We start from the raw sequence: 24,761 nt of genomic DNA, 5'->3' as shown, positions 1-24,761 counted from the left end.
GGTGGCCCGGGCCACCCGGACTCCCTACCATCGATCAACGCAGGTCGATCACCGTCGCACGACCGCCGCCGGGAGGCTTCATGATCCGCCGAAGGACCGCGCTCTCCGTCACCGCCGCCGCGCTGCTCGCAGCGGCCCCGCTCCTGACCGCCTGCGGGCAGACGGCCCATCCGGGCGCCGCCGCCGTCGTGGGCGACGACCGGATCACCGTCTCGCAGCTGCAGCGCCAGGTGGAGGACGTGCGCGAGGCGCAGCGCTCCTCCCCGCAGGGCGAGCAGCTGACGGCGAACAGCGCCCGGCTCGGCCAGGACACCCTGGTCCGCCTCATCCAGTACCGGATCGTGGAGAAGGCCGGCAAGGACAACGGCGTCGCGGTCACCCGGCGGGAGCTGCAGCGCCAGCGCGCCGACATCGAGGCCGCCAACGGCGGGGCCGCGACGGTGCGCGCCCGGTTCCTCGCCCTCGGCATCGCGCCCGACCAGATCGACCAGGCCCTCTCCGTGGACCTCGTCCGCGCCAAGCTGGACGGCAAGTTCGGTGCCGCCCGCACCAACCAGATCCTGATGCGCACCTCCGACGCCCTCCACGTCGACGTCAACCCGCGCTACGGGGTGTGGGACGGCAAGCGCGGCACCGCGCAGTCCGCGCTGGAGCCGTGGCTGCGGTCCGCCGCGGAGGCCGGGGCCGCACGCCCGGCGTGAGCCGTACCCGTCCTATGCCTGGCTCGCGCCCGTCCCGTACCCGTCCCGTGCTGCCCGGCCGGTGCCCGTCCCGCGCCCCCTTCACGCCCGGCGTGAGCCGCGCCCGGCCCGGTCCCCTAGGCTCGATCGCGTGAACGACTCCGTACCTGGCGACTCCGCACCTGGCCGCATCGTCCTGCTCACCACCAGCCACCGGGTCGCCCCGGGGCTGCTGTCCTGGCCCGCGTGGCAGGCGCTCCGCGCCGCCGACCGGGTGCTGTGCGCCGACGCCGGTCACCCGCAGCTGCCGTACCTGCGGGAGGCCGGCGTCGAGGTCGAGCACGGCTCGGCCACGGCGCGCGAGCTGGTCGACTTCTGTTCGACCGGGCGGCGCAGCGCCGTCGTGCTCACCTCCGCCGAGGGCGAGTCCGCCCTCACCGACGGGCTGGCCCGGCTCGCCGGCTCCGGCCGGGAGACGATGCCCGCGCTGGAGCTGCTGCCCGGTTCGTACGACCTGCCCGGCGCGCGCCTGCTGGACCTGGTGCAGGTCATGGACCGCATCCGGGTGGCCTGCCCGTGGAGCGGGATCCGCACTCACCAGGACCTCGCGAAGTACGCGCTGGAGGAGACGTACGAGCTGCTGGAGGCCATCGAGACCGGTGACCGCGAGGCGCTGCGCGAGGAGCTCGGCGACGTGCTGCTGCAGGTCGTCTTCCACGCCCGGATCGCGCAGGACGACCCGGACGAGCCGTTCTCCGTCGACGACGTCGCCGGCGTGATCGTCGACAAGCTCATCCACCGGCACCCGCACGTCTTCGGCGAGGAGTCCGCGCAGACGCCGGAGGAAGTACGGGCGCACTGGATGCGCACGAAGGACGCGGAGAAGGGCCGCGAGTCGGTCACCGAGGGCGTGCCGCTCGGCCAGCCCGCGCTCGCCCTCTCCGCGAAGCTGGCCTCCCGGGTGCGCTCGCAGGGCCTCGACGTCACCCTGCCCGCCGGCGACGGCATCGGCTACGAGCTGCTGGCGCTGGCCGTACGGGCGGAGGCGGCGGGCACGGACCCGGAGACGGCGCTGCGGGCCGCTGCCCGCACGTACCGCGACGCGATCCGCGCCGCCGAGGGTTTGTAGCGGGCGCGCCATAAGGGGGTAGACGCCCGAGAAGGAAAACGCCGAGGGGGAGCGCGGGGGCAGGGGGCCCAGAGGGAAGCCCCCGGAACCCATTCAGCCTATTTACCGACTTGTCCCGGCGGTCCGCGGGTACCCGCATGGCATGCGCATTCAGTACGTACACCTCGCCGACCTCGCCGCCCCGCACTGGGCCGGCGGGATCATCCAGTTCATCGTCGGCCTCTTCGTCGTCGCCCTGCTGATCGTCGCCGTGGCCAAGGGCTTCCGGAAGCGTGACGAGGAACCGCCGCCACCGTCCCAGCCGCAGCGCAGGCAGGGCGCCTGGCAGACGCGGCAGGAGCACGACACCGGGCCCACCTCGCCGGACCACGGACCGGGGCACAACGACGACGAGGAGAACAGGGTCGGCTACATCACCGAGCACCGCGAAGCGGACGAGCTGCACCCCGAGGCGAACGGGGAGCGGGTGCTGCCGCACGAGGTGCGCAACCCCGGCAGCCACCCCGAGGAGCTCAGCGAGGAGCGCAAGAAGTGGAACCCGGGCGGCAGCGGCGGCTTCGGCAGCGGCGGCCCCGGCCACCACTGAGCGCCGGCTCGCGCCACCACTGACCGGCAGCCCACGCCGGCGCCGGCCCCGCCGGTCACGGAGCCCCGGCCACCACTGAGCCGCCCCGCCGCCCCCCTAGTAGCGTCAAGGGGTGCACGACAAGAACGCCTCGCCGGTCCCGCCCGCCCCGCCCCTCTTCACCTGGGAATTCGCCGCCGACCCGTACCCCGCGTACGCGTGGCTGCGCGAGCACGCCCCGGTGCACCGCACCGCCCTGCCCAGCGGCGTGGAGGCGTGGCTGGTCACCCGGTACGCCGATGCCCGCCAGGCGCTCGCCGACCAGCGCCTGTCGAAGAACCCCGTGCACCACTCCGAGTCCGCCCACGGCAAGGGCAAGGTCGGCATCCCGGGCGAGCGCAGCGCCAATCTGATGACGCACCTGCTCAACATCGACCCGCCGGACCACACCCGGCTGCGCCGCCTCGTCTCGAAGGCGTTCACCCCGCGCCGGGTCGCCGAGTTCGCGCCCCGGGTGCAGGAGCTGACGGACCAGCTCATCGACGGCTTCGCCGGCCGAGGGGAGGCCGACCTCATCCACGAGTTCGCCTTCCCCCTCCCCATCTACGCCATCTGCGACATGCTCGGCGTCCCGCGCGAGGACCAGGACGACTTCCGGGACTGGGCGGGAATGATGATCCGCCACGGCGGCGGGCCGCGCGGCGGAGTGGCGCGCTCCGTGAAGAGGATGCGGGGCTATCTGACCGAACTGATCCACCGGAAGCGGGAGGCCCTGCAAGGAGAAGGGGACGAAGACCTCATTTCCGGTCTGATCAGGGCGAGTGACCACGGTGAGCACCTCACCGAGGACGAGGCCGCGGCCATGGCCTTCATCCTGCTCTTTGCGGGTTTTGAAACAACTGTGAACCTGATCGGTAACGGAACCTACGCCCTGCTGCGCAATCCGGAGCAGCGCGAGCGCCTCCAGCGCGCCCTCGCCGAGGGCGACGAGGGCCTGCTCGCGACCGGGGTCGAGGAGCTGCTGCGCTACGACGGCCCGGTGGAGCTGGCGACCTGGCGGTTCGCCACCCGGGACCTGACGATCGGCGGGCAGCGCATCGCGGAGGGCGACCCCGTCCTCGTCGTCCTGGCGGCCGCCGACCGCGACCCCGAGCGCTTCGCCGGCCCCGATGCACTGGACCTCTCCCGGCGCGACAACCAGCACCTCGGCTACGGCCACGGCATCCACTACTGCCTGGGCGCGCCCCTCGCCCGCCTGGAGGGTCAGACGGCTCTGGCGACCCTGCTGCGGCGCCTTCCCGACTTGCGGCTGGCGGCCGATCCGGAGGATCTGCGGTGGCGCGGCGGGCTCATCATGCGCGGTCTGCGCACCCTTCCCGTGGCCTTTACACCGGAGGGCATTCCGGACACAACCACCCAGGAGGAGTCGCCTGCCTGACCTCGCGTCAGTCGGCGTGATCTCGGCGTGACCTCCGCTACATCGGCTTGTGACTCCGGTGGCCCGTCGCTATCTTCAACCACCATTCGCCGCCGAACGAGAGGCAACCGCCCATGAGACCCGGAAACGGCCGACATCGCCGCCCCCGTCAGATACCCGCCATCGTGGTCGCCGCGGGGGTGACCGCCTCCGGAATCGCCCTGCCGCTGCTGGCGGCCACCGGCGCGACGGCAGCCGACGCCGGCACCTGGGACCGTGTCGCCCAGTGCGAGAGCGGAGGCCTGTGGAGCGCCAACTCCGGCAACGGGACCTACGGGGGACTGCAGCTGACCCAGGACCTCTGGGAGCGCCACGGCGGCCGGGAGTACGCCCCCCGGCCCGACCTCGCCAGCCGTGCGCAGCAGATCACCGTCGCCGAGAAGATCCTCGAGGGCAGCGGCACCAGCCCCTGGTCGAGCTGCGCGGCGAGCGCCGGCCTCACCTCGGGCGGCACCCCGGCGGAGGTCAACCCGGGCGGCACACACGCCCCCGCGAGCGACTCGACGCCTTCACGCGCCCCGGAGCGCACCACTTCGCACTCCACGCCGTCCGAGCCGTCCGAGCCCTCCGGGCACGGCAAGCCTTCTGACGCGTCCACGTCTCCCTCGCCGTCCGGAAAGCCGTCGCCGGGTTCCTCGACGAGCCCCTCGGTCGACCCCTCCACGCAGCCTTCGGGGCAGCCGTCGACCGGCCGGCCGTCGCCGGGTCAGTCCTCCGGTCAGCCGTCCGGCCGGCCCTCCGGCAGCCCGTCGACCGACGCGCCGTCACCCGACGCCTCGGGCAAGCCGTCCGACGGGCAGTCCGGTGAGCCGCAGGAAGGCCGGCACCGCAAGCCCCCGACGTCCCCCACGGACGACCCGACCCGGATCCCGGACGGTTCCGCCACGCCGTCTGCCGGCGATTCCGGTTCGCCCGCGGGGCGGACGCCCGGCGAGGACGGCGCGGGCACGGGCAAGCACCGTGCCGATCCGTCGCGTTCGGAGGACGAGGGCCGTACGTCGCGGGGCGGCGGCGACGCACGCACCGGCAGCCCCACTCCCACCGACTACACCGTGCGCCCCGGTGACAACCTGTCAGCGATCGCCGAGCAGCATGCGGTCAAGGGGGGTTGGCAGTCTCTGTACCAGCGCAATGAGAAAGCGGTCGGAACCGATCCCGACCTGATCCGTCCTGGTCAGAGGCTCGAGGTCGGTAAATAGACCGGCAGTTCGCGGCGAATGTCCGTTCCAGTCGAAAGTGAGACATGGGTCTCTTTGCCTGGTGGCGGAATGCGGTCTTCCCGAAACTGGCAAACCGTCTCTCACCTGCGGAAACGCGTTGTTCCCCTGGGTAACCAGGGGCAACTGTGGCTGGAAAGAGGGGTTTGAACCCTTGCCGTGACTGTGTTTACCGTCGTGTCCGCTCGCCACCGCGGGCACCACGGTCGCCACGCCGAATCCTGCCGGCGATCGGGGGAGTCGTCGCGCAAGCGCCGTAGGCAGGAGCGGGGGAACCAAGGTAGGCGCCGGAAACGGCTCCTCGGCGAAAGCCGCGGGTCCGGGACCGGCTAGGGGTGAAGCCGAGTGTGCTCGCACACGAAGCCGGGCGAACTCACAGCCCGAACCCGACAGCTCACCTCGTAGGCGTCGGTGAGGAAACGACTTATGTCCAAGGGCAAGCACCGTCGTCCGTCCAAGGCCGTCCGCATCTTCACGCTCGCCGGTGTCACCGGTGCAGCTGTCGCCGCCCCGCTGATGGTCGCCACCTCCGCCAACGCCGCCTCCGTTTCGACGTGGGACAAGGTCGCCCAGTGCGAGTCCGGTGGCAACTGGTCCATCAACACCGGCAACGGCTACTACGGCGGCCTGCAGTTCTCGCAGTCCTCCTGGAACGCCGCCGGCGGCCAGAAGTACGCCGACCGTGCCGACCACGCCTCCAAGAGCGCCCAGATCGCCGTGGCCGAGAAGCTGCTCGCCATGCAGGGCCCGGGCGCCTGGGGCTGTGCCGGTCCCGGCGGCCTGACGGCCGGCGGCCCGAAGGCGAACGTCGACCCGTCCGGTTCGGGCTCGGTCAGCAAGTCCACCAAGTCCTCCCGCAGCACCGGCACCGTCTCGGGCAAGTCCCACGCGGACCGCAGCGAGCGCCAGGCCACGCCGAAGAAGGCCACGCCGAAGAAGGCCGCCCCGCAGGCCGCCGAGCGCGACGAGGCCCCGGCCCCGAAGCGGACCGCCCCGGGCCACTCCACGCAGTCCTACAAGGTCGGCGACGGCGAGTACGAGGTCAAGGAGGGCGACACCCTCTCCAAGATCGCCGAGGCCCAGCACGTCAAGGGCGGCTGGCAGAAGCTGTACGACCGCAACAAGGACATCGTCCAGGACGCGGACGTGATCTACGTCGGCCAGAAGCTGCACCTCAGCTGATCCGGCAGGGCGGTCCACTCCGGTGGGCCGCCCTTCTCCGCTCCCGGCGGGACCGCCCCGCTCCGATGCGCCGCCCCGAGCGCGCACCGGAGCGGGGCTCAGCCGTTTCCGGATCCGTCGTTCATACGGTGTTCTGGGCTTTTGTACTGTTTTTTAGGCTTTTCCGGCCCGGGAAGGCGATCCAACGGCGAGGCGAGCCTCCGGGGCCCGTTAGGCTCGTGCTGCAGAACCACAGACACACACGAAGGAGACGCTCGTGCCGTCCATCGACGTCGTCGTAGCTCGCGAGATCCTCGACTCGCGAGGCAACCCCACGGTCGAGGTCGAGGTCGGCCTCGACGACGGCTCCACGGGCCGTGCCGCCGTGCCGTCCGGTGCCTCCACCGGCGCCTTCGAAGCCATCGAGCTCCGTGACGGCGACAAGAACCGTTACCTGGGCAAGGGCGTCGAGAAGGCCGTCCTCGCCGTCATCGAGCAGATCGGCCCGGAGCTCGTCGGCTACGACGCCACCGAGCAGCGCCTGATCGACCAGGCCATGTTCGACCTGGACGCCACCGACAACAAGGGCTCGCTCGGCGCCAACGCCATCCTGGGCGTCTCCCTGGCCGTCGCGCACGCCGCCTCCGAGGCCTCCGACCTGCCGCTCTTCCGCTACCTGGGCGGCCCGAACGCGCACCTGCTGCCCGTTCCGATGATGAACATCCTGAACGGCGGCTCGCACGCCGACTCCAACGTGGACATCCAGGAGTTCATGATCGCGCCGATCGGCGCGGAGTCCTTCTCCGAGGCCCTGCGCTGGGGCACCGAGGTCTACCACACCCTCAAGTCCGTCCTGAAGACCAAGGGCCTGTCCACCGGTCTGGGCGACGAGGGCGGCTTCGCCCCGAACCTCGGCTCCAACCGCGAGGCCCTCGACCTCATCCTCGAGGCCATCAAGCAGGCCGGCTACACCCCCGGCCAGGACATCGCGCTCGCGCTCGACGTGGCCGCCTCCGAGTTCTACAAGGACGGCGTCTACAAGTTCGAGGGCCAGGACCGCACGGCCGCCGAGATGACGGACTACTACGCCGAGCTCGTCGCGGCGTACCCGCTGGTCTCCATCGAGGACCCGCTGTTCGAGGACGACTGGGACGGCTGGAAGACCATCACCGAGAAGCTCGGCGACAAGGTCCAGCTCGTCGGTGACGACCTGTTCGTCACCAACCCCGAGCGCCTCGGCCGCGGCATCGAGGAGGGCGCCGCCAACGCCCTGCTGGTCAAGGTCAACCAGATCGGCTCGCTGACCGAGACCCTGGACGCCGTCGAGCTGGCCCAGCGCAACGGCTTCAAGTGCATGATGTCCCACCGCTCCGGCGAGACCGAGGACGTCACCATCGCCGACCTGGCCGTCGCCACCAACTGCGGCCAGATCAAGACCGGCGCCCCGGCCCGCTCCGAGCGCGTCGCCAAGTACAACCAGCTCCTGCGCATCGAGGAGATCCTGGACGACGCCGCGGTCTACGCCGGCCGCAGCGCCTTCCCGCGGTTTCGCTCTGCGAACCAGTAAGCACCGCAAGGGCTGACACGAGGACACCGCGGGCCGGCACCCGCAGGCCTGACACGGCCTCAGGGGAGCAGCCTCACCACGTCCCCGGCCACGGTCCCGTACCGTGGCCGGGGACGTACGTTCGTAGCGAGGCTGCGGGCGACCAGGACCTCGGGGAGGCGAAGTGGCGGCGGAACGCTCCACCGCGACCAGACTCAGGGCACTCGGCTCGGTGCTCGTCCAGGGCCCCACGGCCCGCGTCTACCGCGCGCGGGGCCCGCGCCGCAGCCGGCTCACCGGCCGTGCGGCGCTGCTGGCGCTCGTCGTGTGCTCGCTGGTCGTCGCCCTCGCCTATCCCATGCGCCAGTGGGTCACCCAGCGCTCCGACATCGCCGACCAGCGCCGCCAGTCCGAGCGCGCCCGCGAGCAGGTGAAGCGGCTGGAGGACGAGAAGGCGCGGCTGGAGGACCCGGCGTACGTCGAGCAGCAGGCGCGCGAGCACCTGCACTACCTGCGCCCCGGGGAGACCGGCTACAGCGTGGTCGACGGCAGTGGCACCGCCCGGCGCCCGCGCGACCAGGGCGCCGCCGACCGCCCCTGGTACAGCAATCTGTGGGACGGTGTGGACGCCGCGGACACCCCGCGCTGACCGCGCCCGCCGGCCCTCCCCTTCTGCACGACCCGCCTCCCGCACGACCTGCCGACACCACCGAGCGAAGACGACACGAGCGAGCACATGGACACCCCTCCGCCCCAGACCGAGTCCACCGAGCCCACCGATGCCGACATCGAGGCGTTCAAGCAGCAGCTGGGCCGCCCGCCGCGCGGGCTGCGCGCCATCGCCCACCGCTGCCCCTGCGGCCAGCCGGACGTGGTCGAGACCGCGCCCCGGCTGCCGGACGGCACGCCGTTCCCGACGACGTACTACCTGACCTGCCCGCGCGCCGCCTCCGCGATCGGCACGCTGGAGGGCTCGGGCCTGATGAAGGAGATGCAGGACCGGCTGGCGACCGACCCGGAACTGGCCGCCGCCTACCGCGCCGCGCACGAGGACTACCTCCGCCGCCGCGACGCGATCGAGGTCCTGGAGGGCTTCCCGAGCGCGGGCGGCATGCCCGACCGCGTCAAGTGCCTGCACGTCCTGGTGGGCCACTCGCTGGTGGCGGGCCCGGGCGTGAACCCCTTCGGCGACGAGGCGCTGGCGCTGCTGCCGGAGTGGTGGGCCAAGGGCCCGTGCGTCACGCCGTGCGGGGGTGACGAGAAGTGACCCGCGTCGCCGCCGTGGACTGCGGCACCAACTCCATCCGGCTCCTCGTCGCCGATCTCGACCCGGCGACCGGTGCATTCACCGAACTCGACCGCCGGATGACGATCGTCCGCCTGGGGCAGGGCGTGGACCGTACGGGCCGGCTGGCGGAGGAGGCCCTGGAGCGGACCTTCGCGGCCTGCCGGGAGTTCGCGGAGGTCATCCGCGACGTGAAGGCCGAGCGCGTGCGGTTCGTCGCCACGTCCGCCTCGCGGGACGCCGAGAACCGCGAGGACTTCGTGCGCGGCGTGGTGGACATCCTGGGCGTGGAGCCCGAGGTGATCAGCGGCGACCAGGAGGCCGAGTTCTCCTTCACCGGCGCCACCAAGGAGCTCTCCGGCCGGGACGACCTGGCCAGGCCGTTCCTCGTCGTGGACATCGGCGGCGGCTCCACGGAGTTCGTCGTCGGCGAGGAGCACGTCCGGGCGGCCCGCAGCGTCGACGTCGGCTGCGTGCGCATGACGGAGCGTCACCTCGTCGCGGAGGGCGCCGTGGTGGACCCGCCGACCCCGGAGCGCATCGCGGCGATACGCGCGGACATCGAGGCCGCGCTCGACCTGGCCGAGGAGACCGTGCCGCTCGCCGAGGCCCGCACGCTCGTGGGCCTCGCGGGCTCGGTGACCACGGTCGCGGCGGTCGCGCTGGGTCTGACCGAGTACGACTGGACGCGCATCCACCACGCGCGGATCTCCCTGGAGCAGGTCCGGGAGATCACCGGGAAGCTGCTCGCCTCGACGCACGAGCAGCGTGCGGCGATCCCCGTGATCCACCCGGGCCGGGTCGACGTGATCTGCGCCGGGGCGCTCGTCCTGCAGGCCGTCATGGAGCGCGTGGGGGCCCACGAGGTCGTCGTCAGCGAACACGACATTCTGGATGGAATCGCCTGGAGCGTCGCCTGAGGAGGCGCCCCGAGGAGGCCCCTTCGGGGGCCTCCGGGAAAAAGTTCGTGAAATCCTTCACATGAAAAAAGGGAGCGTTGGCGGCGCGAAGGGGCCCGTTGGGCCCTTCCGGGGCCCCAGGAGCCCTCTGCGGTGGGATGCCGTCCGGTTTCGGGCGGGTTAAAGAGCCGCTTATGTGATCGTCGGCATGGCAGTGGTCTAGTCAACTTGGGACCCGCAAGGCCAGTTCAACAGGGGTTCACAACGTGCCCGCCGGTCAACTGGTTCCCTTACGGGCGTATGGCATGGGTCACGGTGGCGGCGGAGTGTAGCAGATACCCTCCGACCCCTTGTGAAGGGGCTCACGAGCATGCCCGTGGAGAGTGCTGGATACTCGAATCATGAGCACCACGGAGCGTCCACGGATCCTCGTAGTAGGCGGTGGGTACGTCGGCCTGTACGCGGCGCGCCGCATCCTCAAGAAGATGCGGTACGGCGAGGCGACCGTCACGGTCGTCGACCCGCGTTCGTACATGACCTACCAGCCCTTCCTGCCCGAAGCAGCTGCCGGCAGCATCTCCCCCCGCCACGTCGTGGTGCCGCTGCGACGCGTGCTCCCCAAGGCGGAGGTCCTCACCGGCCGCGTCACCACCATCGACCAGGACCGGAAGGTCGCCACCGTCGCGCCGCTCGTCGGCGAGGCGTACGAGCTGCCCTTCGACTACCTGATCGTCACGCTCGGCGCCGTCTCCCGTACCTTCCCGATCCCCGGCCTCGCCGAGAACGGCATCGGCATGAAGGGCGTCGAGGAGGCCATCGGCCTGCGCAACCACGTCCTCGAGCAGCTCGACAAGGCCGACTCGACGACCGACGAGGAGATCCGCCGCAAGGCGCTGACCTTCGTCTTCATCGGCGGTGGCTTCGCGGGTGCGGAGACCATCGGCGAGGTCGAGGACATGGCGCGCGACGCCGCCAAGTACTACCCCAACGTCAAGCGCGAGGACATGCGGTTCGTCCTCGTCGACGCCGCCGACAAGATCCTCCCCGAGGTCGGCCCCAAGCTCGGCGCGTACGGCAAGGCCCACCTGGAGAGCCGCGGCATCGAGATCCACCTCTCGACGTCGATGGACTCCTGCGTCGACGGCCACGTCGTGCTGAAGAACGGCCTCGAGGTCGACTCCAACACCATCGTGTGGACCGCGGGCGTCAAGCCCAACCCGGCGCTGGCCCGCTTCGGCCTGCCGCTCGGCCCGCGCGGTCACGTCGACACCCTGCCGACCCTCCAGGTCAACGGCACCGACTACATCTGGGCCGCAGGCGACAACGCCCAGGTTCCGGACCTCGTCGGCCGCGCCGCGGGCAACGAGAACGCCTGGTGCCCGCCGAACGCCCAGCACGCGCTGCGCCAGGCCAAGGTCCTCGGCGACAACGTCATCTCGGCCATGCGGGGCTTCTCGGCCGCGCAGACCGAGTACAAGCACGCCAACAAGGGTGCGGTGGCGGGCCTCGGCCTCCACAAGGGCGTCGCGATGATCGTCATGGGCAAGATGAAGATCAAGCTCAAGGGCCGTCTCGCCTGGTACATGCACCGTGGCTACCACGGCATGGCCATGCCGACCTGGAACCGGAAGATCCGCGTCTTTGCGGACTGGACCCTCGGCATGTTCCTCAAGCGCGAGGTCGTCTCGCTGCGCGCCATGGAGAACCCCCGCGAGGAGTTCTACGAGGCCGCGAAGCCGGCTCCGCAGCCCAAGGCCGACTCCGTTCCCTCGGAGAAGGCGAAGGCCTCCTAACGGCGGTCGCGGCTCGGCCGCGGTCAACCAGTCGGCAACGGCGTCCACCAATCCGTGGGGTGGGCGCCTTTGTCGTATGCCCGGCCACCCACAGTTGATCTAATCTGACTGAACGGGACTACCGTGCCGACTCTTGGTGTTTAGGTGTCAGTTGAACGTTTCTCCTGACCTTGCATCATGGAGGTGTGTGCGACATGGCCGACGCCGCTCGACGGCTCACCGCGCTCGCGGAAGAGGTCCTGGGAGCCCCGCTCCCGGTCCGGATCCGCGCCTGGGACCGCAGCGAGTACGGCCCCCCGGGCACATCCGGTGCCCCCGTCCTGGTCATCCGCCGCCGCCGCGCCCTGCGCCGGCTGCTGTGGAAGCCGGGCGAGCTGGGCCTCGCCCGGGCCTGGGTGGCGGGTGACATCGACGTCGAGGGCGATCTCTACGAGGCGCTCGAACTCCTGGCCGGCTCCCTCTGGGAGCGCGGCGAGGAAACGCGCCGCTCCGGCCTCGCCGCCCTCCTTGCGGCCGTGCGCGACCCGCGCCTGCGCGCCGCGGGCGGTGAGCTCGTCAAACTGGCCGGCCCCGGACTGCCGCCCCGGCCGCCCCGCGAGGAGGCCCGCAGGACCGGCGGCCCCCTGCACACCCTGCGCCGCGACAAGCAGTCCATCAGCCACCACTACGACGTGGGCAACGCCTTCTACGAGCGCGTCCTCGGCCCCTCCATGGTCTACTCCTGCGCCTACTGGGGGAGCGACGGGGACGGAGCCTCCACCCTCGAGGAGGCCCAGAGCGCCAAGCTCGACCTCGTCTGCCGCAAGCTCGACCTCCGGCCCGGGCAGCGCCTCCTCGACGTCGGCTGCGGCTGGGGCTCGATGGTGCTCCACGCGGCCCGCGAGTACGGGGTGAGCGCCGTCGGCATCACCCTCTCCGAGGAACAGGCCGCCTACGCCCGCAAGCGCGTCGCCGAGGCCGGTCTGACGGAGCGCATCGAGATCCGGGTCCAGGACTACCGCGAGATCTCCGACGGCCCCTTCGACGCCATCTCCTCCATCGGCATGGCCGAGCACGTCGGCTCCGCGCGCTACGCCGAGTACGCCGCCGACCTGTACGCGCTGCTGAAGCCCGGCGGCCGGCTGCTCAACCACCAGATCGCCCGCCGCCCCCTGCAGGACGAGGAGGCGTACGAGGTCGACGAGTTCATCGACCGCTACGTCTTCCCCGACGGCGAGCTCGCCCCCGTGGGGCGGACCGTCGCCCAGCTGGAGGAGGCCGGGTTCGAGGTGCGCGACGTGGAGTCGCTGCGCGAGCACTACGCCCTGACGCTGCGCCAGTGGGTGGTCAACCTCCAGCAGCACTGGCAGGAGGCCGTACAGCTGACCTCGGCCGGCCGCGCCCGGGTCTGGCGGCTGTACATGGCCGCCTCGGCGCTGTCCTTCGAGCGCAACAGGATCGGCGTCAACCAGGTGCTGGCCGTCCGCACGCCGGAGACGGGGGCGGCGGGGATGCCGCTGCGGGCGCGCAACTGGCGCTAGACGCGCAGAGGCCCCGCGGCGCACTGCCGCGGGGCCCCTCCGCTGTCCGTGCGGGCTACTCCGCCTTGATGGCGGACAGCATGTTCAGCTTCGCCGCCCGGCGGGCCGGCCACAGCGCGGCCAGCACGCCGACCACCGCGGCCAGCAGCAGGAACAGGCCCATCCGGCCCCACGGCAGCACGAGCTCGTAGGTGCTCAGGCCCTTGCGGATGAGGTCGCCCGCGGCCCAGCCGAAGAAGACGCCCAGGCCCACGCCCATCACGCCGCCGAAGAGCGAGATGACCAGCGACTCCAGACGGACCATCCGCTTGATGCCCTTGCGGTCCAGGCCGATGGCGCGCAGCATGCCGATCTCCTGCTGGCGCTCGAAGACGGACATGGCCAGGGTGTTGATGACGCCGAGGACGGCGACGATCACGGCCATGGCCAGCAGGCCGTAGAGCATGTTCAGCAGGAGGTTGATCATCCTGGAGATGCCATCCGAGATGTCCTGCTTGGTCTGGATCTGAATGGCGGGGTTGTCGCCGAGGGCCTTGCGCAGCGAGTCCTTGACGGCCTCGCCGGCGCCGTTCTTGGTCTTGACCATGACCTGGTTGTCGTTGATCTCGCCCAGGTGCGGGGTCAGGGTCCGGTTGTCGACCATGATGCCGCGCATCAGGTCGTTGCCCTTGTAGACGCCGGCGACCGTCAGACGGCCCTTCTTGCCGTCCTCGAAGGTCACGTCGAAGGACGAGCCGGTCTTCCAGTGGTTGGTGCGGGACAGGGCGTCGTCGATGACGACCTTGTCACCGGAGACGGTGAACCTGCCCGAGGTGAAGTCCAGCTTCGTCAGCTTCTCGACGGCCTCGCCGTTGACGCCCCTGAGCAGCTGGTGGTGGTCGCCGTCGATGCGGGCCGGGGACTGGCGCATCGGGCTGGTGGCCGTGACGTCGGGGTGCGCGGCGAGCTTCTTCTCCACGTCCGGGGAGAGCGGGGTCATGCTCGCCATGGAGACGACGTAGTCGGCCTTGAGGGACTCCGTGGCCATCTTGTCGATGGCCTTCTGGACGCTGCCCGCGATCACGGTCAGACCGGTGATCAGGGTGAGGCCGATCATCAGCGCGGAGGCGGTTGCGGCCGTGCGGCGCGGGTTGCGCACGGCGTTCTGCCGGGCGAGCTTGCCGGGCATGCCGAACAGGCGCAGCAGCGGGGCCCAGGCGGCGATCACCGGGCGGGACAGCAGCGGGGTCAGGACGAAGATGCCGATCAGGACGACGGCCGCGCCCAGGCCCAGCATCGTGGAGCTGCTCGCCGTCAGCACGACGGCCGCGCCGAGGGCGGTGATGGCGCCGCCGATGCTGTTGCGGACGACCAGGGACTTGGTGGTGGCCACGGCGTGGATGCTGTTCATCGCGGCGACCGGCGGGATCTTGGCGGCACGGCGTCCGGGCAGCCACGCGGCCAGCATGGTGACGACGATGCCGACTACCAGGGAGACCAGGACCGTGTTCGGGGCGATCACCAGCGGGCCGTCCGGGATGCTGTTGCCCGTGCTGCTGATGAGCGACCGCAGGCCGGCGCCGATGCCGATGCCCGCGACCAGTCCGGCGATGCCGGCGACCGCGCCGACGACGAACGCCTCGATCAGCACGGAGCGGGTGATCTGGCGGCGGCTCGCGCCGACCGCGCGCATCAGGGCCAGCTCCTTGGTGCGCTGGGCGACCAGCATGGTGAAGGTGTTGGCGATGATGAAGATGCCGACGAAGAGCGAGATGCCGGCGAAGACCAGGAGGCTGGTCCGCATGCCGTCCATGCTCTGGGCGATGATCTTCGCCTCGTCGTCGGCGAGCTCCTTGCCCGTGACCGACTTCGCGTCCTTCGGCAGGACCTTGTCGACGGCGGACTTCAGCGCGGCCTGCGAGGTGCCGGCGGCGGCCTTCACGTCGATCTGGCTGAACTCGCCGGGCTTGCCGTAGAGCTTCTGCGCGGTCGGGGTGTCGAAGAGGGCCAGGCTGCCACCGGCGGAGACGGCGCCGTCGTCGGTGGTGAAGATGCCGGTGAGCTTCTGCGGGAGCACGGGGCCGTCGACGGAGATCCGGACGGTGTCGCCGACCTTGTAGCCGGCGCGCTCGGCGGTCTTGGCGTCGAGGGCGATCTCACCGGAGCCCTGCGGCGCGCGGCCGTCCTTCATGGGGTAGCGGGCGTCCTTGCCGCCGGTGCCCGGGTAGTAGTTGGCGCCGGAGGAGGAGAAGCCCTCGCCTATCAGCTTGCCGTGCTTGTCGGCGATCGCCGCGAAGCCGTTGACGGAGCCGGTCGCGGAGGCGGCGCCGGGCACCTTGGCGGCCCGGTCCAGCAGGCCCTGGGAGAGCCGGGGGGTCTCGCCGGGCTTGCGGTCGTCGGCGTCCTGGTGGCGGGGCTGGACGGCGACGTCGACCTTGTCGTAGCCCTTCTGGGAGCTCTTCTGGTACGCGTCGGAGATGGTCGAGGTGAAGACCAGGGTGCCGGAGACGAAGGCCACGCCGAGCATCACGGCGAGTACGGTCATCAGCAGCCGGGCCTTGTGCGCGAGCACGTTGCGCAAGGCGGTACGGAACATGGTCTGTGTGTCCTGGGGGAGTGGGCCCGTGCCGGGCCGTCGTCGGGAGGCTGGGGAGCGGCGGAGCCGTCTCTCAGCTCGTGCGGCCCTTGGCGTCGAAGCGCTTCATGCGGTCGAGGACCGCGTCGGCGGTGGGCTCGCGCATCTCGTCGACGATGCGGCCGTCGGCGAGGAAGACCACGCGGTCGGCGTAGGACGCGGCCACGGGGTCGTGGGTGACCATGACGACGGTCTGGCCGAGCTCGCGCACCGAGTTGCGCAGGAAGCCCAGGACCTCGGCGCCGGAGCGCGAGTCGAGGTTTCCGGTGGGCTCGTCCGCGAACATGATCTCGGGCTTGCCGGCCAGGGCGCGGGCGACGGCCACGCGCTGCTGCTGGCCGCCGGAGAGCTGGTTCGGGCGGTGCTTGAGGCGCCCGGAGAGGCCGACGGTGTCGACGACCATGTCCAGCCACTTGCGGTCGGGCTTCCGGCCGGCGATGTCCATCGGCAGGGTGATGTTCTCCAGGGCGGTCAGCGTCGGGAGCAGGTTGAACGCCTGGAAGATGAAGCCGATCTTGTCGCGCCGCAGCCGGGTGAGCTTCTTGTCGTTGAGCGTGGTCAGCTCGGTGTCGCCGATCGTGGCCGAGCCGCCGGAGACCGAGTCCAGGCCCGCCATGCAGTGCATCAGGGTGGACTTGCCGGAGCCCGAGGGGCCCATGATCGCGGTGAACTCGGCCTGGCGGAATTCGACGGAGACCGCGTCGAGGGCGACCACCTGGGTCTCGCCCTGTCCGTAGACCTTGGTGAGGCCCGTGGCGCGGGCTGCCACTGCCGTGGGGCGGGCGGCGGTCTGGACGCCGTAGGGGGAGGTGGTCACGGGGCGGGCTCCTGTCGGGACGACGGTTTCGGCTACCCCTCCATCGTCCGTGCCGCGCGCCCTCCCGGGATCAGACCCAGCTCCCGTTCCCGGGGCAGACCTCGGTCTGACCCGGGAGGGCGGTTCTCCTCCTTGGGTATGACGCCGGCCACCGCCCCGGAGGCGGCCTCGCGCCCGGGCCGAGGGGCGGCGAGATTGCGACAAATCCGCAGGCCGCCCGGCGTCCCCCGGTGAACGGGCGGTATCGGCCCGTGGCATGTGCCTTTGGCGTCGTTCCTGCACTGATGCACCCTCAGTTGCCAATAAAATAAGACAACCTCGGGTCATCGTTCCGCTGTTTGGGGGGCGCTCCCCGGCTAGGCTCGTCCTGCTCTCCTCTTACCAGGGAGGCTCGCGCGCCTTTCCCTGCCTGTACGCCCGAGAGCGCTGCCCGGATGGTGGAATGCAGACACGGCGAGCTTAAACCTCGCTGGCCCTTCGGGCCGTGCCGGTTCAAGTCCGGCTCCGGGCACTCACCTGCTCTGTGTCCCCCACTCTCCGTAGGGAACCGGGTGCCGCCCGTTTGCGTTCTCCCCCTAGTGATGGGGGCGGGGTGCGCCGGAAAAGATCCTTCCCAAGCACGAGCGCATTCTTTTGCCTACCTATTACTCTTGGTCGCAAGGCCGCGCAGGGCGGCCACGGATGGAGTGAGGATGAGGAGCAGCAACCCGGTCTTCTCGCGGCGGTTCCGCGGCAACAACGGCTACGCGGGCTTCAACGCGGCGCCGCAGGCCGGGACCGCGGCCCAGGGGAACCCGTACGCGAACAATCCGTACGCGCAGCAGCCCGCCAACCCGTACGCCACCAACCCTTACGCCCAGGGCGGCCCGGATCTCCAGCAGGGCTACCCGCAGGCCCCCGCCACCACGGGCCGCATGACGATGGACGACGTCGTCATGCGCACCGGCATGACGCTCGGCACGGTCATCCTGGCCGCGGCCGTCGGCTGGGGCCTGAACGTCCCGGTCGCGGTCGGCTACGGCGCAGGCCTCGTCGCGATGCTCCTGGGCTTCGCCCAGTCGATCTTCCTGCGCAAGCCGGTCCCCGCGGTGATCCTCGCGTACGCCGCGTTCGAGGGCCTCTTCCTCGGCGTGGTCAGCAAGGCCTTCAACCACTACGCGCAGGGCGCCCCGGTCCAGGCCGTGCTCGGCACGATGCTGGTCTCGGTCGGCGTGCTCATCGCGTACAAGACCCGCCTGATCCGCGTCAACCGGCGCTTCACCCGCTTCGTGACGGCCGCCGTGATCGGCTTCGTCCTGCTGATGATGGTGAACATGCTGTTCGCCGTGTTCGGCGGCGGCGACGGCCTCGGCCTGCGCACGGGCTGGCTCGGCATCGTCGTCGGCGTCGTCGGCGTGCTGATCGGCGCGGCCGTCCTCGCGCTGGACTTCAAGCAGGTCGAGGACGGCATCCAGTACGGTGCGCCCCGCGAGGAGTCGTGGTTCTCGGCCTTCGGCCTCACGGTCTCGCTGGTGTGGATCTACATCCAGATGCTGCAGCTGATCGGCATCCTCAACGAGGACTAGCCGGTCGGCAGTGAAATGAAGCCGGTGAACGGCGTCGGTGAACGACGTCCGTGAACGAAGGGCCCGGGAAGATTTCCCGGGCCCTTCGCCGTATGCGCCTTCAGATCTGCATCAGGCGGACGAACGGGGGTGTCGTCCGCCCCGTGCGGAGTGCGGTGTGCGCCGCGCTACAGAAGCTTCCGGGCGGCCCGTCGGAGGTCGTACTCGTGGACGATCGCCTTGGCGTGGCCATATGCGAGGTCGTGCTCTCCGCGCAGCCAGCTGACCTTCTCCTCGAAGCGGAAGAGAGAAGGGCCTTCCTCGACCGTGCGCAGCCAGTCGGCCACTTCGCGGCCGGTGCAATGGGGGATTCGGGAGAGCAGGTTCCGGTGGGTCTCGTCGGAGAAGACGTGGGACATCGGCGCCTCCGGACGCGTCGAATGATGGTCCTTCATGTCACCGTGCCCGACTGTGCAGACGTTGGCAACACTCCGGCAACGGCGCATAGGCTCGCGCTGTGGATGATGTGACGTCTCTTCTGGCCGCCGTGGACGCTTTCGCCGACCGGCTGCGTGCCCTGCCGCAGTCCCGCCTGAGCAGGGGAGCGGCCGCGGAAGCGCTGTCCCTCGCCCGGGAACTGGCGGCGTGGGCGCAGCGGATCGAGGAACCCGGGACCGTGGTGCCGAGGGAAATGCCCGAAGCGGGGATGTTCGCGGTCGCCGACCAAGTGGCGGTGGCCGGTCACGATTTGGCCGAGGCGCTCGCCGCCGGCGGCGCGGAGCAGGCGCCGGCGGGCGTCGGCGCGGCGGAGGCGGTGGCGCTGATCGAGGCGGCGGCGAAGCGGTGCGGGCTGTAGGGCGCGGCCGTACGGGCCCGCTGGGCTCGCCACCGCAGGGTGCCGCTGTCGTGGCCGCTCGCCGCCGGCGGCACGGACCGGCGAAGGGGCTCGCCGTCCTCACCGGCTCGCTCGCCGTCGAGGACGTGCCCGCGTCCTGGAATCCGCCGCCGCGGCGCTCAGCCCCCACGGTGGTTTCCGGCGGTGCCGGACCGGCCTCAGGCCGTCATGGTGCCGGGCGGTCGCCCCGTCACAGCGACGCGATCACGCGGTCGGCCAGGACGTAGACCTTCTCCGTCCCGCAGCCGAAGGTCAGGGCGTACGCGCCGGAGACCCCGGAGCCGCCCAGCAGGACGGGGGCGTCGCCGGCGTCCAGGGCGTCCGAGAGGCGCTCGGCGGTCTCGCGGTGGCCGGGGGTCATGCAGACGGTGGTGCCGTCGGCGAAGACGTAGACGTCGAGCGTGCCGAGCGGGCCGGGGCGCACGTCGGTCAGCGGGACGCGGGCGTCCGCGAGCTCGCCGAGCCGCTCCACCGTGCTCTCGTGGTCGCCGGCGGCCGCCACGGGCGAGAAGTCGGGGTGGGAGGGGTGGCGGCGGCGGGCGGCGGCCAGCTCGGGGGTGTCCGCGGCCTCGGCCTCGGCGGCCGCGGCTTCAGAGAACTCGGCGAACTCGGCGAGCTCGGCCAGCCCGGTGAGCTCGGCCAGCGGCTCCAGGCCGACGAGGTCGGCCTGGCGGGGCAGGTAGAGGCCGCCGTAGGGGCCCTCGGCGAGGTCGTCGCCGAGGCCGGGCAGGCCCGGCAGCGAAGGGACGTCACCGGCTCCGCCGAGCTCGCGGGCCTCCTGGGCGGCCCAGAACGCACGAGCCTCGGCGAGCTCCCGCTCGCGCTCCTCGGCGAGGGCGTCGGCGACGGCCGCGCGTATTTCCGCGAGCTCCGCGCCGGGGGCGGGGCGGGCGGCGGGCACGGTGGGGTGCGCGCGGCGCTCGGCCGTGGCGGCGGCGAGGTCGGCGCGCAGGGCGGTGATCTGGCGGCGCAGGCCGCGAGTGGCGTGCAGGGCGGCGGCGCCCGCGGCCGTCGCGGTGGCCGCGGCCAGCAGCAGGGCAAGGGACATGGCGCTCACTGACGTACTCCCGGTTGCTATGGATCCCCCAGATTCCTACCTCAGCTTGAGGCGTGCTCCCAGGAGACCCCAGTGCAAAACGTCATGAAGCGGGCGGGACTTACGTCCTGGACGTTGTCCCTTCAACATCTCTGACCTGCGGAAACGAATCGCCCCCGGGACGTTGGTCACATCCTGGGGGCGATTCGGTCACGGTTGCGCAAGCGGCTCGTGAGGCCGTTCGTCCTCAGCTCAGCCGCTCGTATTCATGGTCGCGCTGAGCTTCGGCTCCGCTGCGGGCAGGTGCCGTCCTCGTTCCTCGGACGACCCCTACCCTCCGCTGCGCCTCAGCTCAGCCGCTCGATGACCATCGCCATGCCCTGGCCGCCGCCGACGCACATGGTCTCCAGGCCGAACTGCTTGTCGTGCCACTGCAGCGAGTTGATGAGCGTGCCGGTGATCCGGGCGCCCGTCATGCCGAAGGGGTGGCCGACAGCGATGGCGCCGCCGTTGACGTTCAGGCGGTCGATGTCGATGCCGAGCGCCTGGTAGGCCGGGATGACCTGGGCCGCGAAGGCCTCGTTGATCTCGACCAGGTCGATGTCGCCGATGCTCATGCCGGCCCGCGCCAGCGCCTGCTTGCTGGCCTCGACCGGGCCGAAGCCCATGATCTCGGGGGAGAGGGCGGAGACACCGGTGGAGACGATCCGGGCCAGCGGGGTCAGGCCCAGCTCGCGCGCCTTGGTGTCCGACATGATCACCAGGGCGGCGGCGCCGTCGTTGAGCGGGCAGCAGTTGCCCGGGGTGATGCGGCCGTCCGCGCGGAACGAGGGCTTGAGGCCTGCCACGCCCTCCATCGTCACGCCCGCGCGCGGGCCGTCGTCCTTGGAGACGACGGTGCCGTCCGGGGTGGTGACCGGGGTGATCTCGCGCTCCCAGAAGCCGTTCTTGATGGCTTGCTCGGCGAGGTTCTGCGAGCGGACGCCGAACTCGTCCATCTCCTCGCGCGAGATGCCCTTCAGTCGGGCCAGGTTCTCGGCGGTCTGGCCCATCGCGATGTACGCGTCGGGCACGAGGCCGTCCTCGCGCGGGTCGTGCCACTCGTCGCTGCCCTGCTCGGCGCGGGCGGCGGTGCGGGCCTCGGCCTCGGCGAAGAAGGGGTTGTGGCTGCCGGGCATGCCGTCCGAGGAGCCGTTGACGGTCCGGGAGACCGTCTCCACGCCCGCGGAGATGAAGACGTCGCCCTCACCGGCCTTGATGGCGTGCAGCGCCATGCGGGACGTCTGCAGGGACGAGGAGCAGTAGCGGGTGATCGTGCAGCCGGGCAGGTGGTCCATGCCCATCTGCACGGCCACGATGCGGCCGAGGTTGTGGCCCTGCTCGCCGCCGGGCAGGCCGCAGCCGAGCATCAGGTCGTCGATGTCGCGCGGGTCGAGACCGGGGACCTTGTCGAGCGCGGCCTTGATGATCGTCGCGGTCAGGTCGTCGGCCCGCATGCCCTTCAGCGAGCCCTTGAAGGCGCGACCGATGGGCGAACGGGCGGTTGAGACGATCACGGCTTCGGGCATCACGGCTCCAGGGCGTGTGAAAGCAGGACTGGGTGGAAGTTACCCGCCCGTAGGGCCCGGGTCACGGCTTGGTCACTGTGACCCCTCGCACTCTTGCCGTCGCGCGGGCCGGCGGGGCTCCGCGCGTCACGGCCCGCCCCGGGCCGCCCGGGACCACACGTGGTGCGGGGTCGGCTCCGTGTGGGCCGGGAGGCGGCGGCGTTTGCGGTGCTTGAGGAGGGCCCAGCGGCCCCGGGCGGCGGTGACCTCCGTGCCGCCCTCGGCCGCCGCCTCCGCGGCCGCACGGGCGACCGGCAGGATGCCCTCGCGGCGGGCCGCGTCCGGCCGCTCCTCGTCCTCCGGCCACAGCCCCAGCGCCGCGCACAGCGTCGGCAGGACGGCCATCGCCGCGGTGGCGTACCCCTCGGCGGAGGGGTGGAAGTTGTCGGGTCCGAACAGCTCCCGCGGGTTCGCGGCGAACTCCGGGCCCAGGAGGTCGCCCAGCGACACCGTGCGGCCGCCCGCCTCGATCACCCCTATGGTCTGCGCCGCGGCCAGCTGGCGGCTCTGGCGCCGCGCCACCCATCGCAGCGGCTGGTAGACCGGCTCGATCGTGCCGAGGTCGGGGCAGGTGCCCACGACGACCTCGCTGCCCGCCTCCCGCAGCCGCCGCACCGCGTCCGACAGCAGCCGTACGGACCGTGCGGCCGGCATCCCGTGCGTGACGTCGTTCGCCCCGATCATGATCACGCAGACGTCGGGGGCGCGCTCCACGTCGTCGAGCAGCAGCGTGACCTGGCGGTCCAGGTCGTGCGAGCGGGCTCCGGACAGGGCCACGTTGCGCAGCTCCACGGGGCGCTCGGCGACCGCGGCGAGCCCGGAGGCGAGCAGGGCCCCCGGCGTCTGCCGGGGCCGGTGCACGCCCTGGCCGGCGGCCGTGGAGTCGCCGAGCAGGCCGAGCAGCAGCGGCTCGCGCCCGAGCCGGTGGACGAAGGCGGAGCCGTAGCGGCCGTCCGCGTGGGGCGGGGCGTCGTTGGATCCGCCCACCACCCGCCGGGCCAGCCGCGCCTCGGTCAGCAGCACCCCGGCCGCGGTGGCCCCGAGCAGGCCGATGCCGCCGCCTCCGTAGGCCGCCGCGGCGGCGATGCGCCGGGCGACCCTCGCCCGCGACGTGGAGATGGGTGACATGGGCCGGACCTCCTCCGCAGCCGGGTTCCGAGCCGCGTACACGGTTTTACAAACGCTTCATAAAGCATTCATGAACGCCCCGCACCCTTGGCAGAGCGCGCTATGAGCAGGTTGCCCCGAGCGCCCGCATCTGCAACGCGCCGTTGGAGCGGCCGGATGCGTTCTAGGCTGGCCGTATGGGTACGCGAGACCGCTAGTGCCCCCGACCGCGGAGATCACCGTGCAGTATCACGATTCGATGATTGAGCTCGTTGGCAACACCCCGCTCGTGAAGCTCAACAGCGTGACCGAAGGCATCCAGGCCACCGTGCTCGCCAAGGTCGAGTACTTCAACCCGGGCGGCTCCGTGAAGGACCGGATCGCCCTGCGCATGATCGAGGCCGCGGAGAAGTCCGGCGAGCTCAAGCCGGGCGGCACCATCGTCGAGCCGACCTCCGGCAACACGGGTGTCGGTCTGGCGATCGTGGCCCAGCAGAAGGGTTACAAGTGCATCTTCGTCTGCCCGGACAAGGTCTCCACTGACAAGATCAACGTGCTGCGGGCCTACGGCGCGGAGGTCGTGGTCTGCCCGACGGCGGTCGACCCGGAGCACCCGGACTCGTACTACAACGTCTCCGACAAGCTCGTGCGCGAGACGCCCAACGCCTGGAAGCCCGACCAGTACAGCAACCCCAACAACCCCCTCTCGCACTACTACTCCACCGGCCCCGAGCTGTGGGAGCAGACGGAGGGGAAGATCACCCACTTCGTGGCGGGCGTGGGCACCGGCGGCACCATCAGCGGCACCGGGCGCTACCTCAAGGAGGTCAGCGACGGCCGCGTCAAGGTCATCGGCTCGGACCCGGAGGGCTCGGTCTACAGCGGCGGCTCCGGCCGTCCGTACCTGATCGAGGGCGTCGGCGAGGACTTCTGGCCGAGCGCCTACGACGGCACGGTGACCGACGAGATCATCGCGGTCTCCGACAAGGACGCCTTCCAGATGACGCGCCGCCTCGCCAAGGAGGAGGGCCTGCTCGTCGGCGGCTCCTGCGGCATGGCGGTCGTCTCCGCCCTGCGCGCCGCCGAGAACCTCGGCCCGGACGACGTCGTGGTCGTCCTCCTGCCGGACAGCGGCCGCGGCTACCTGAGCAAGATCTTCAACGACGAGTGGATGGCGGACTACGGCTTCCTGGAGGAGGCCGGCGACGCCGCCCGCGTGGGCGACGTGCTGCGTCGCAAGGACGGCGGCCTGCCCTCCCTGGTGCACATGCACCCGGAGGAGACGGTCGGCGAGGCCATCGAGGTGCTCCGCGAGTACGGCGTCTCGCAGATGCCCATCGTCAAGCCGGGCGCGGGGCACCCCGATGTGATGGCCGCCGAGGTCATCGGCTCGGTCGTGGAGCGCGAGCTGCTGGACGCCCTGTTCACCCAGCGCGCCTCGCTCTCCGACCCGCTGGAGAAGCACATGTGCGCGCCGCTGCCGCAGGTCGGCTCCGGCGAGCCCGTCGGGGACCTGATGGCCGTGCTGGGCGAGGCGGACGCGGCGATCGTCCTGGTCGAGGGCAAGCCCACCGGTGTGGTGAGCCGTCAGGACCTGCTGGCGTTCCTCGCGGAGAGCGCCGGGAAGGCCAACGGCGCCAAGTAGTCCCGTCCTTCGCGGTCCCGCCCTTCCGGAGCGGCTTCCGGGTGCGGTCGCGGCGGCCTTGCCGGCTTTTCCGGCTTTCCGGCCGCCGCGTGAACGGGGCGCGGACGGACGGCCCGTAAAAGGTACGTATGCGTCACGCGCCCGCAGCACCGGCTTAACAACCGTCCGGCATATTGGAGGTGTCGGCCCGGGTCATCCCCGGCCGGCACCCGAACGGCGGCGGG

The 24,761-nt window shown here is 71.4% G+C and carries 21 protein-coding genes, 1 tRNA gene and 1 riboswitch; of the genes, 16 read left to right on the top strand and 6 right to left on the bottom strand.

The window, feature by feature from the left end; genetic code table 11:
• Window positions 1-80 precede the first annotated feature (80 nt).
• The 12 genes from ACFPP6_RS26050 (at window position 81) to ACFPP6_RS25995 (ending at window position 13,272) form a co-directional block, all read left to right on the top strand.
• On the top strand, window positions 81-701 hold the full coding sequence (locus ACFPP6_RS26050; RefSeq protein WP_382046965.1) for a SurA N-terminal domain-containing protein: 621 nt from the start codon (window positions 81-83) through the stop codon (window positions 699-701).
• Window positions 702-831: 130 nt separating this feature from the next.
• Window positions 832-1,809 carry a nucleoside triphosphate pyrophosphohydrolase gene (locus tag ACFPP6_RS26045; RefSeq protein ID WP_382046962.1) on the top strand — a complete coding sequence of 326 codons (978 nt, stop codon included), beginning with the start codon at window positions 832-834 and terminating at the stop codon, window positions 1,807-1,809.
• A gap of 142 nt (window positions 1,810-1,951) precedes the next feature.
• Complete coding sequence (locus ACFPP6_RS26040) at window positions 1,952-2,395, top strand: DUF6479 family protein (protein ID WP_382046959.1); 444 nt, start codon at window positions 1,952-1,954, stop codon at window positions 2,393-2,395.
• A gap of 112 nt (window positions 2,396-2,507) precedes the next feature.
• Window positions 2,508-3,812, top strand: a complete 1,305-nt coding sequence (locus ACFPP6_RS26035; protein ID WP_382046956.1) for a cytochrome P450 family protein — start codon at window positions 2,508-2,510, stop codon at window positions 3,810-3,812.
• A 113-nt stretch (window positions 3,813-3,925) separates the two neighbouring features.
• On the top strand, window positions 3,926-5,050 hold the full coding sequence (locus ACFPP6_RS26030) for a transglycosylase family protein (protein ID WP_382046954.1): 1,125 nt from the start codon (window positions 3,926-3,928) through the stop codon (window positions 5,048-5,050).
• Window positions 5,051-5,310: 260 nt separating this feature from the next.
• Window positions 5,311-5,491: riboswitch (cyclic di-AMP (ydaO/yuaA leader) on the top strand.
• A gap of 3 nt (window positions 5,492-5,494) precedes the next feature.
• A complete protein-coding gene (locus tag ACFPP6_RS26025; protein WP_382046951.1) occupies window positions 5,495-6,250 on the top strand; it encodes a transglycosylase family protein in 756 nt (251 codons plus the stop codon).
• A 256-nt stretch (window positions 6,251-6,506) separates the two neighbouring features.
• Window positions 6,507-7,796, top strand: coding sequence for a phosphopyruvate hydratase (gene eno / locus ACFPP6_RS26020; protein WP_382046948.1), 1,290 nt, complete (start codon window positions 6,507-6,509; stop codon window positions 7,794-7,796).
• Between the two features lie 163 nt (window positions 7,797-7,959).
• Window positions 7,960-8,424 (top strand): FtsB family cell division protein, encoded by a 465-nt coding sequence (locus ACFPP6_RS26015; RefSeq protein ID WP_058046614.1) that lies wholly within the window; start codon window positions 7,960-7,962, stop codon window positions 8,422-8,424.
• An 87-nt stretch (window positions 8,425-8,511) separates the two neighbouring features.
• Entirely contained in the window at window positions 8,512-9,042 is a 531-nt protein-coding gene (locus ACFPP6_RS26010; protein ID WP_168091127.1) for a DUF501 domain-containing protein, read from the top strand.
• Window positions 9,039-9,980, top strand: a complete 942-nt coding sequence (locus ACFPP6_RS26005) for a Ppx/GppA phosphatase family protein (protein WP_382046945.1) — start codon at window positions 9,039-9,041, stop codon at window positions 9,978-9,980. Before ACFPP6_RS26010 ends, ACFPP6_RS26005 begins: the two co-directional genes overlap by 4 nt.
• Window positions 9,981-10,360: 380 nt before the next feature.
• A complete protein-coding gene (locus ACFPP6_RS26000; RefSeq protein WP_382046942.1) occupies window positions 10,361-11,752 on the top strand; it encodes an NAD(P)/FAD-dependent oxidoreductase in 1,392 nt (463 codons plus the stop codon).
• Window positions 11,753-11,946: 194 nt separating this feature from the next.
• Window positions 11,947-13,272, top strand: coding sequence for a class I SAM-dependent methyltransferase (locus tag ACFPP6_RS25995; RefSeq protein WP_382046939.1), 1,326 nt, complete (start codon window positions 11,947-11,949; stop codon window positions 13,270-13,272).
• A 55-nt stretch (window positions 13,273-13,327) separates the two neighbouring features.
• On the opposite strand, the gene ACFPP6_RS25990 is transcribed toward ACFPP6_RS25995, so the two are convergent.
• Window positions 13,328-15,847: an ABC transporter permease gene (locus ACFPP6_RS25990; protein WP_382046936.1), complete on the bottom strand. Its 2,520-nt coding sequence runs from the start codon at window positions 15,845-15,847 to the stop codon at window positions 13,328-13,330.
• Window positions 15,848-15,920: 73 nt separating this feature from the next.
• Window positions 15,921-16,703, bottom strand: a complete 783-nt coding sequence (locus ACFPP6_RS25985; protein WP_382046933.1) for an ABC transporter ATP-binding protein — start codon at window positions 16,701-16,703, stop codon at window positions 15,921-15,923.
• A 428-nt stretch (window positions 16,704-17,131) separates the two neighbouring features.
• On the opposite strand from ACFPP6_RS25985, the gene ACFPP6_RS25980 reads away from it, so the two are divergent.
• Window positions 17,132-17,214, top strand: a tRNA-Leu gene (locus tag ACFPP6_RS25980).
• A gap of 181 nt (window positions 17,215-17,395) precedes the next feature.
• The gene (locus tag ACFPP6_RS25975) at window positions 17,396-18,268 is read left to right on the top strand and encodes a Bax inhibitor-1/YccA family protein (RefSeq protein ID WP_382046930.1); all 873 of its coding nucleotides are present in this window, start codon (window positions 17,396-17,398) and stop codon (window positions 18,266-18,268) included.
• A 167-nt stretch (window positions 18,269-18,435) separates the two neighbouring features.
• Here ACFPP6_RS25975 and ACFPP6_RS25970 read toward each other — a convergent pair whose 3' ends face one another.
• Entirely contained in the window at window positions 18,436-18,666 is a 231-nt protein-coding gene (locus ACFPP6_RS25970) for a DUF4287 domain-containing protein (RefSeq protein WP_030365184.1), read from the bottom strand.
• 98 nt (window positions 18,667-18,764) lie between these two features.
• Here ACFPP6_RS25970 and ACFPP6_RS25965 point away from each other — a divergent pair, with 98 nt between their 5' ends.
• Window positions 18,765-19,103, top strand: a complete 339-nt coding sequence (locus ACFPP6_RS25965) for a hypothetical protein (protein WP_382046927.1) — start codon at window positions 18,765-18,767, stop codon at window positions 19,101-19,103.
• 229 nt (window positions 19,104-19,332) lie between these two features.
• Here ACFPP6_RS25965 and ACFPP6_RS25960 read toward each other — a convergent pair whose 3' ends face one another.
• The 3 genes from ACFPP6_RS25960 to ACFPP6_RS25950 form a co-directional block, all read right to left on the bottom strand.
• Complete coding sequence (locus tag ACFPP6_RS25960) at window positions 19,333-20,199, bottom strand: hypothetical protein (protein WP_382046925.1); 867 nt, start codon at window positions 20,197-20,199, stop codon at window positions 19,333-19,335.
• Between the two features lie 326 nt (window positions 20,200-20,525).
• The gene (locus ACFPP6_RS25955; protein WP_382046922.1) at window positions 20,526-21,746 is read right to left on the bottom strand and encodes an acetyl-CoA C-acetyltransferase; all 1,221 of its coding nucleotides are present in this window, start codon (window positions 21,744-21,746) and stop codon (window positions 20,526-20,528) included.
• Between the two features lie 126 nt (window positions 21,747-21,872).
• Window positions 21,873-22,913, bottom strand: coding sequence for an SGNH/GDSL hydrolase family protein (locus ACFPP6_RS25950; RefSeq protein ID WP_382046919.1), 1,041 nt, complete (start codon window positions 22,911-22,913; stop codon window positions 21,873-21,875).
• A gap of 220 nt (window positions 22,914-23,133) precedes the next feature.
• Between ACFPP6_RS25950 and ACFPP6_RS25945 the strand changes: the two genes are divergently transcribed.
• The gene (locus tag ACFPP6_RS25945; protein WP_168091118.1) at window positions 23,134-24,537 is read left to right on the top strand and encodes a cystathionine beta-synthase; all 1,404 of its coding nucleotides are present in this window, start codon (window positions 23,134-23,136) and stop codon (window positions 24,535-24,537) included.
• The last annotated feature ends 224 nt before the right edge of the window (window positions 24,538-24,761 follow it).

The sequence above is a fragment of the Streptomyces aureoversilis genome (assembly GCF_042657885.1).
Taxonomy (GTDB): domain Bacteria; phylum Actinomycetota; class Actinomycetes; order Streptomycetales; family Streptomycetaceae; genus Streptomyces; species Streptomyces aureoversilis.
The sequence above is the reverse complement of the archived record's forward strand: the minus strand, read 5'-3'. Positions and strand labels throughout refer to the sequence as shown.

Coding starts and splice junctions, on each gene's coding strand:
- ACFPP6_RS26050 (WP_382046965.1), top strand. CDS start 81: ATGATCCGCCGAAGGACCGCGCTCTCCGTCACCGCCGCCGCGCTGCTC.
- ACFPP6_RS25995 (WP_382046939.1), top strand. CDS start 11,947: ATGGCCGACGCCGCTCGACGGCTCACCGCGCTCGCGGAAGAGGTCCTG.
- ACFPP6_RS25975 (WP_382046930.1), top strand. CDS start 17,396: ATGAGGAGCAGCAACCCGGTCTTCTCGCGGCGGTTCCGCGGCAACAAC.
- ACFPP6_RS26010 (WP_168091127.1), top strand. CDS start 8,512: ATGGACACCCCTCCGCCCCAGACCGAGTCCACCGAGCCCACCGATGCC.
- ACFPP6_RS26000 (WP_382046942.1), top strand. CDS start 10,361: ATGAGCACCACGGAGCGTCCACGGATCCTCGTAGTAGGCGGTGGGTAC.
- ACFPP6_RS25950 (WP_382046919.1), bottom strand. CDS start 22,913: ATGTCACCCATCTCCACGTCGCGGGCGAGGGTCGCCCGGCGCATCGCC.
- ACFPP6_RS25970 (WP_030365184.1), bottom strand. CDS start 18,666: ATGTCCCACGTCTTCTCCGACGAGACCCACCGGAACCTGCTCTCCCGA.
- ACFPP6_RS26030 (WP_382046954.1), top strand. CDS start 3,926: ATGAGACCCGGAAACGGCCGACATCGCCGCCCCCGTCAGATACCCGCC.
- ACFPP6_RS25990 (WP_382046936.1), bottom strand. CDS start 15,847: ATGTTCCGTACCGCCTTGCGCAACGTGCTCGCGCACAAGGCCCGGCTG.
- ACFPP6_RS26025 (WP_382046951.1), top strand. CDS start 5,495: ATGTCCAAGGGCAAGCACCGTCGTCCGTCCAAGGCCGTCCGCATCTTC.
- ACFPP6_RS26040 (WP_382046959.1), top strand. CDS start 1,952: ATGCGCATTCAGTACGTACACCTCGCCGACCTCGCCGCCCCGCACTGG.
- ACFPP6_RS25955 (WP_382046922.1), bottom strand. CDS start 21,746: ATGCCCGAAGCCGTGATCGTCTCAACCGCCCGTTCGCCCATCGGTCGC.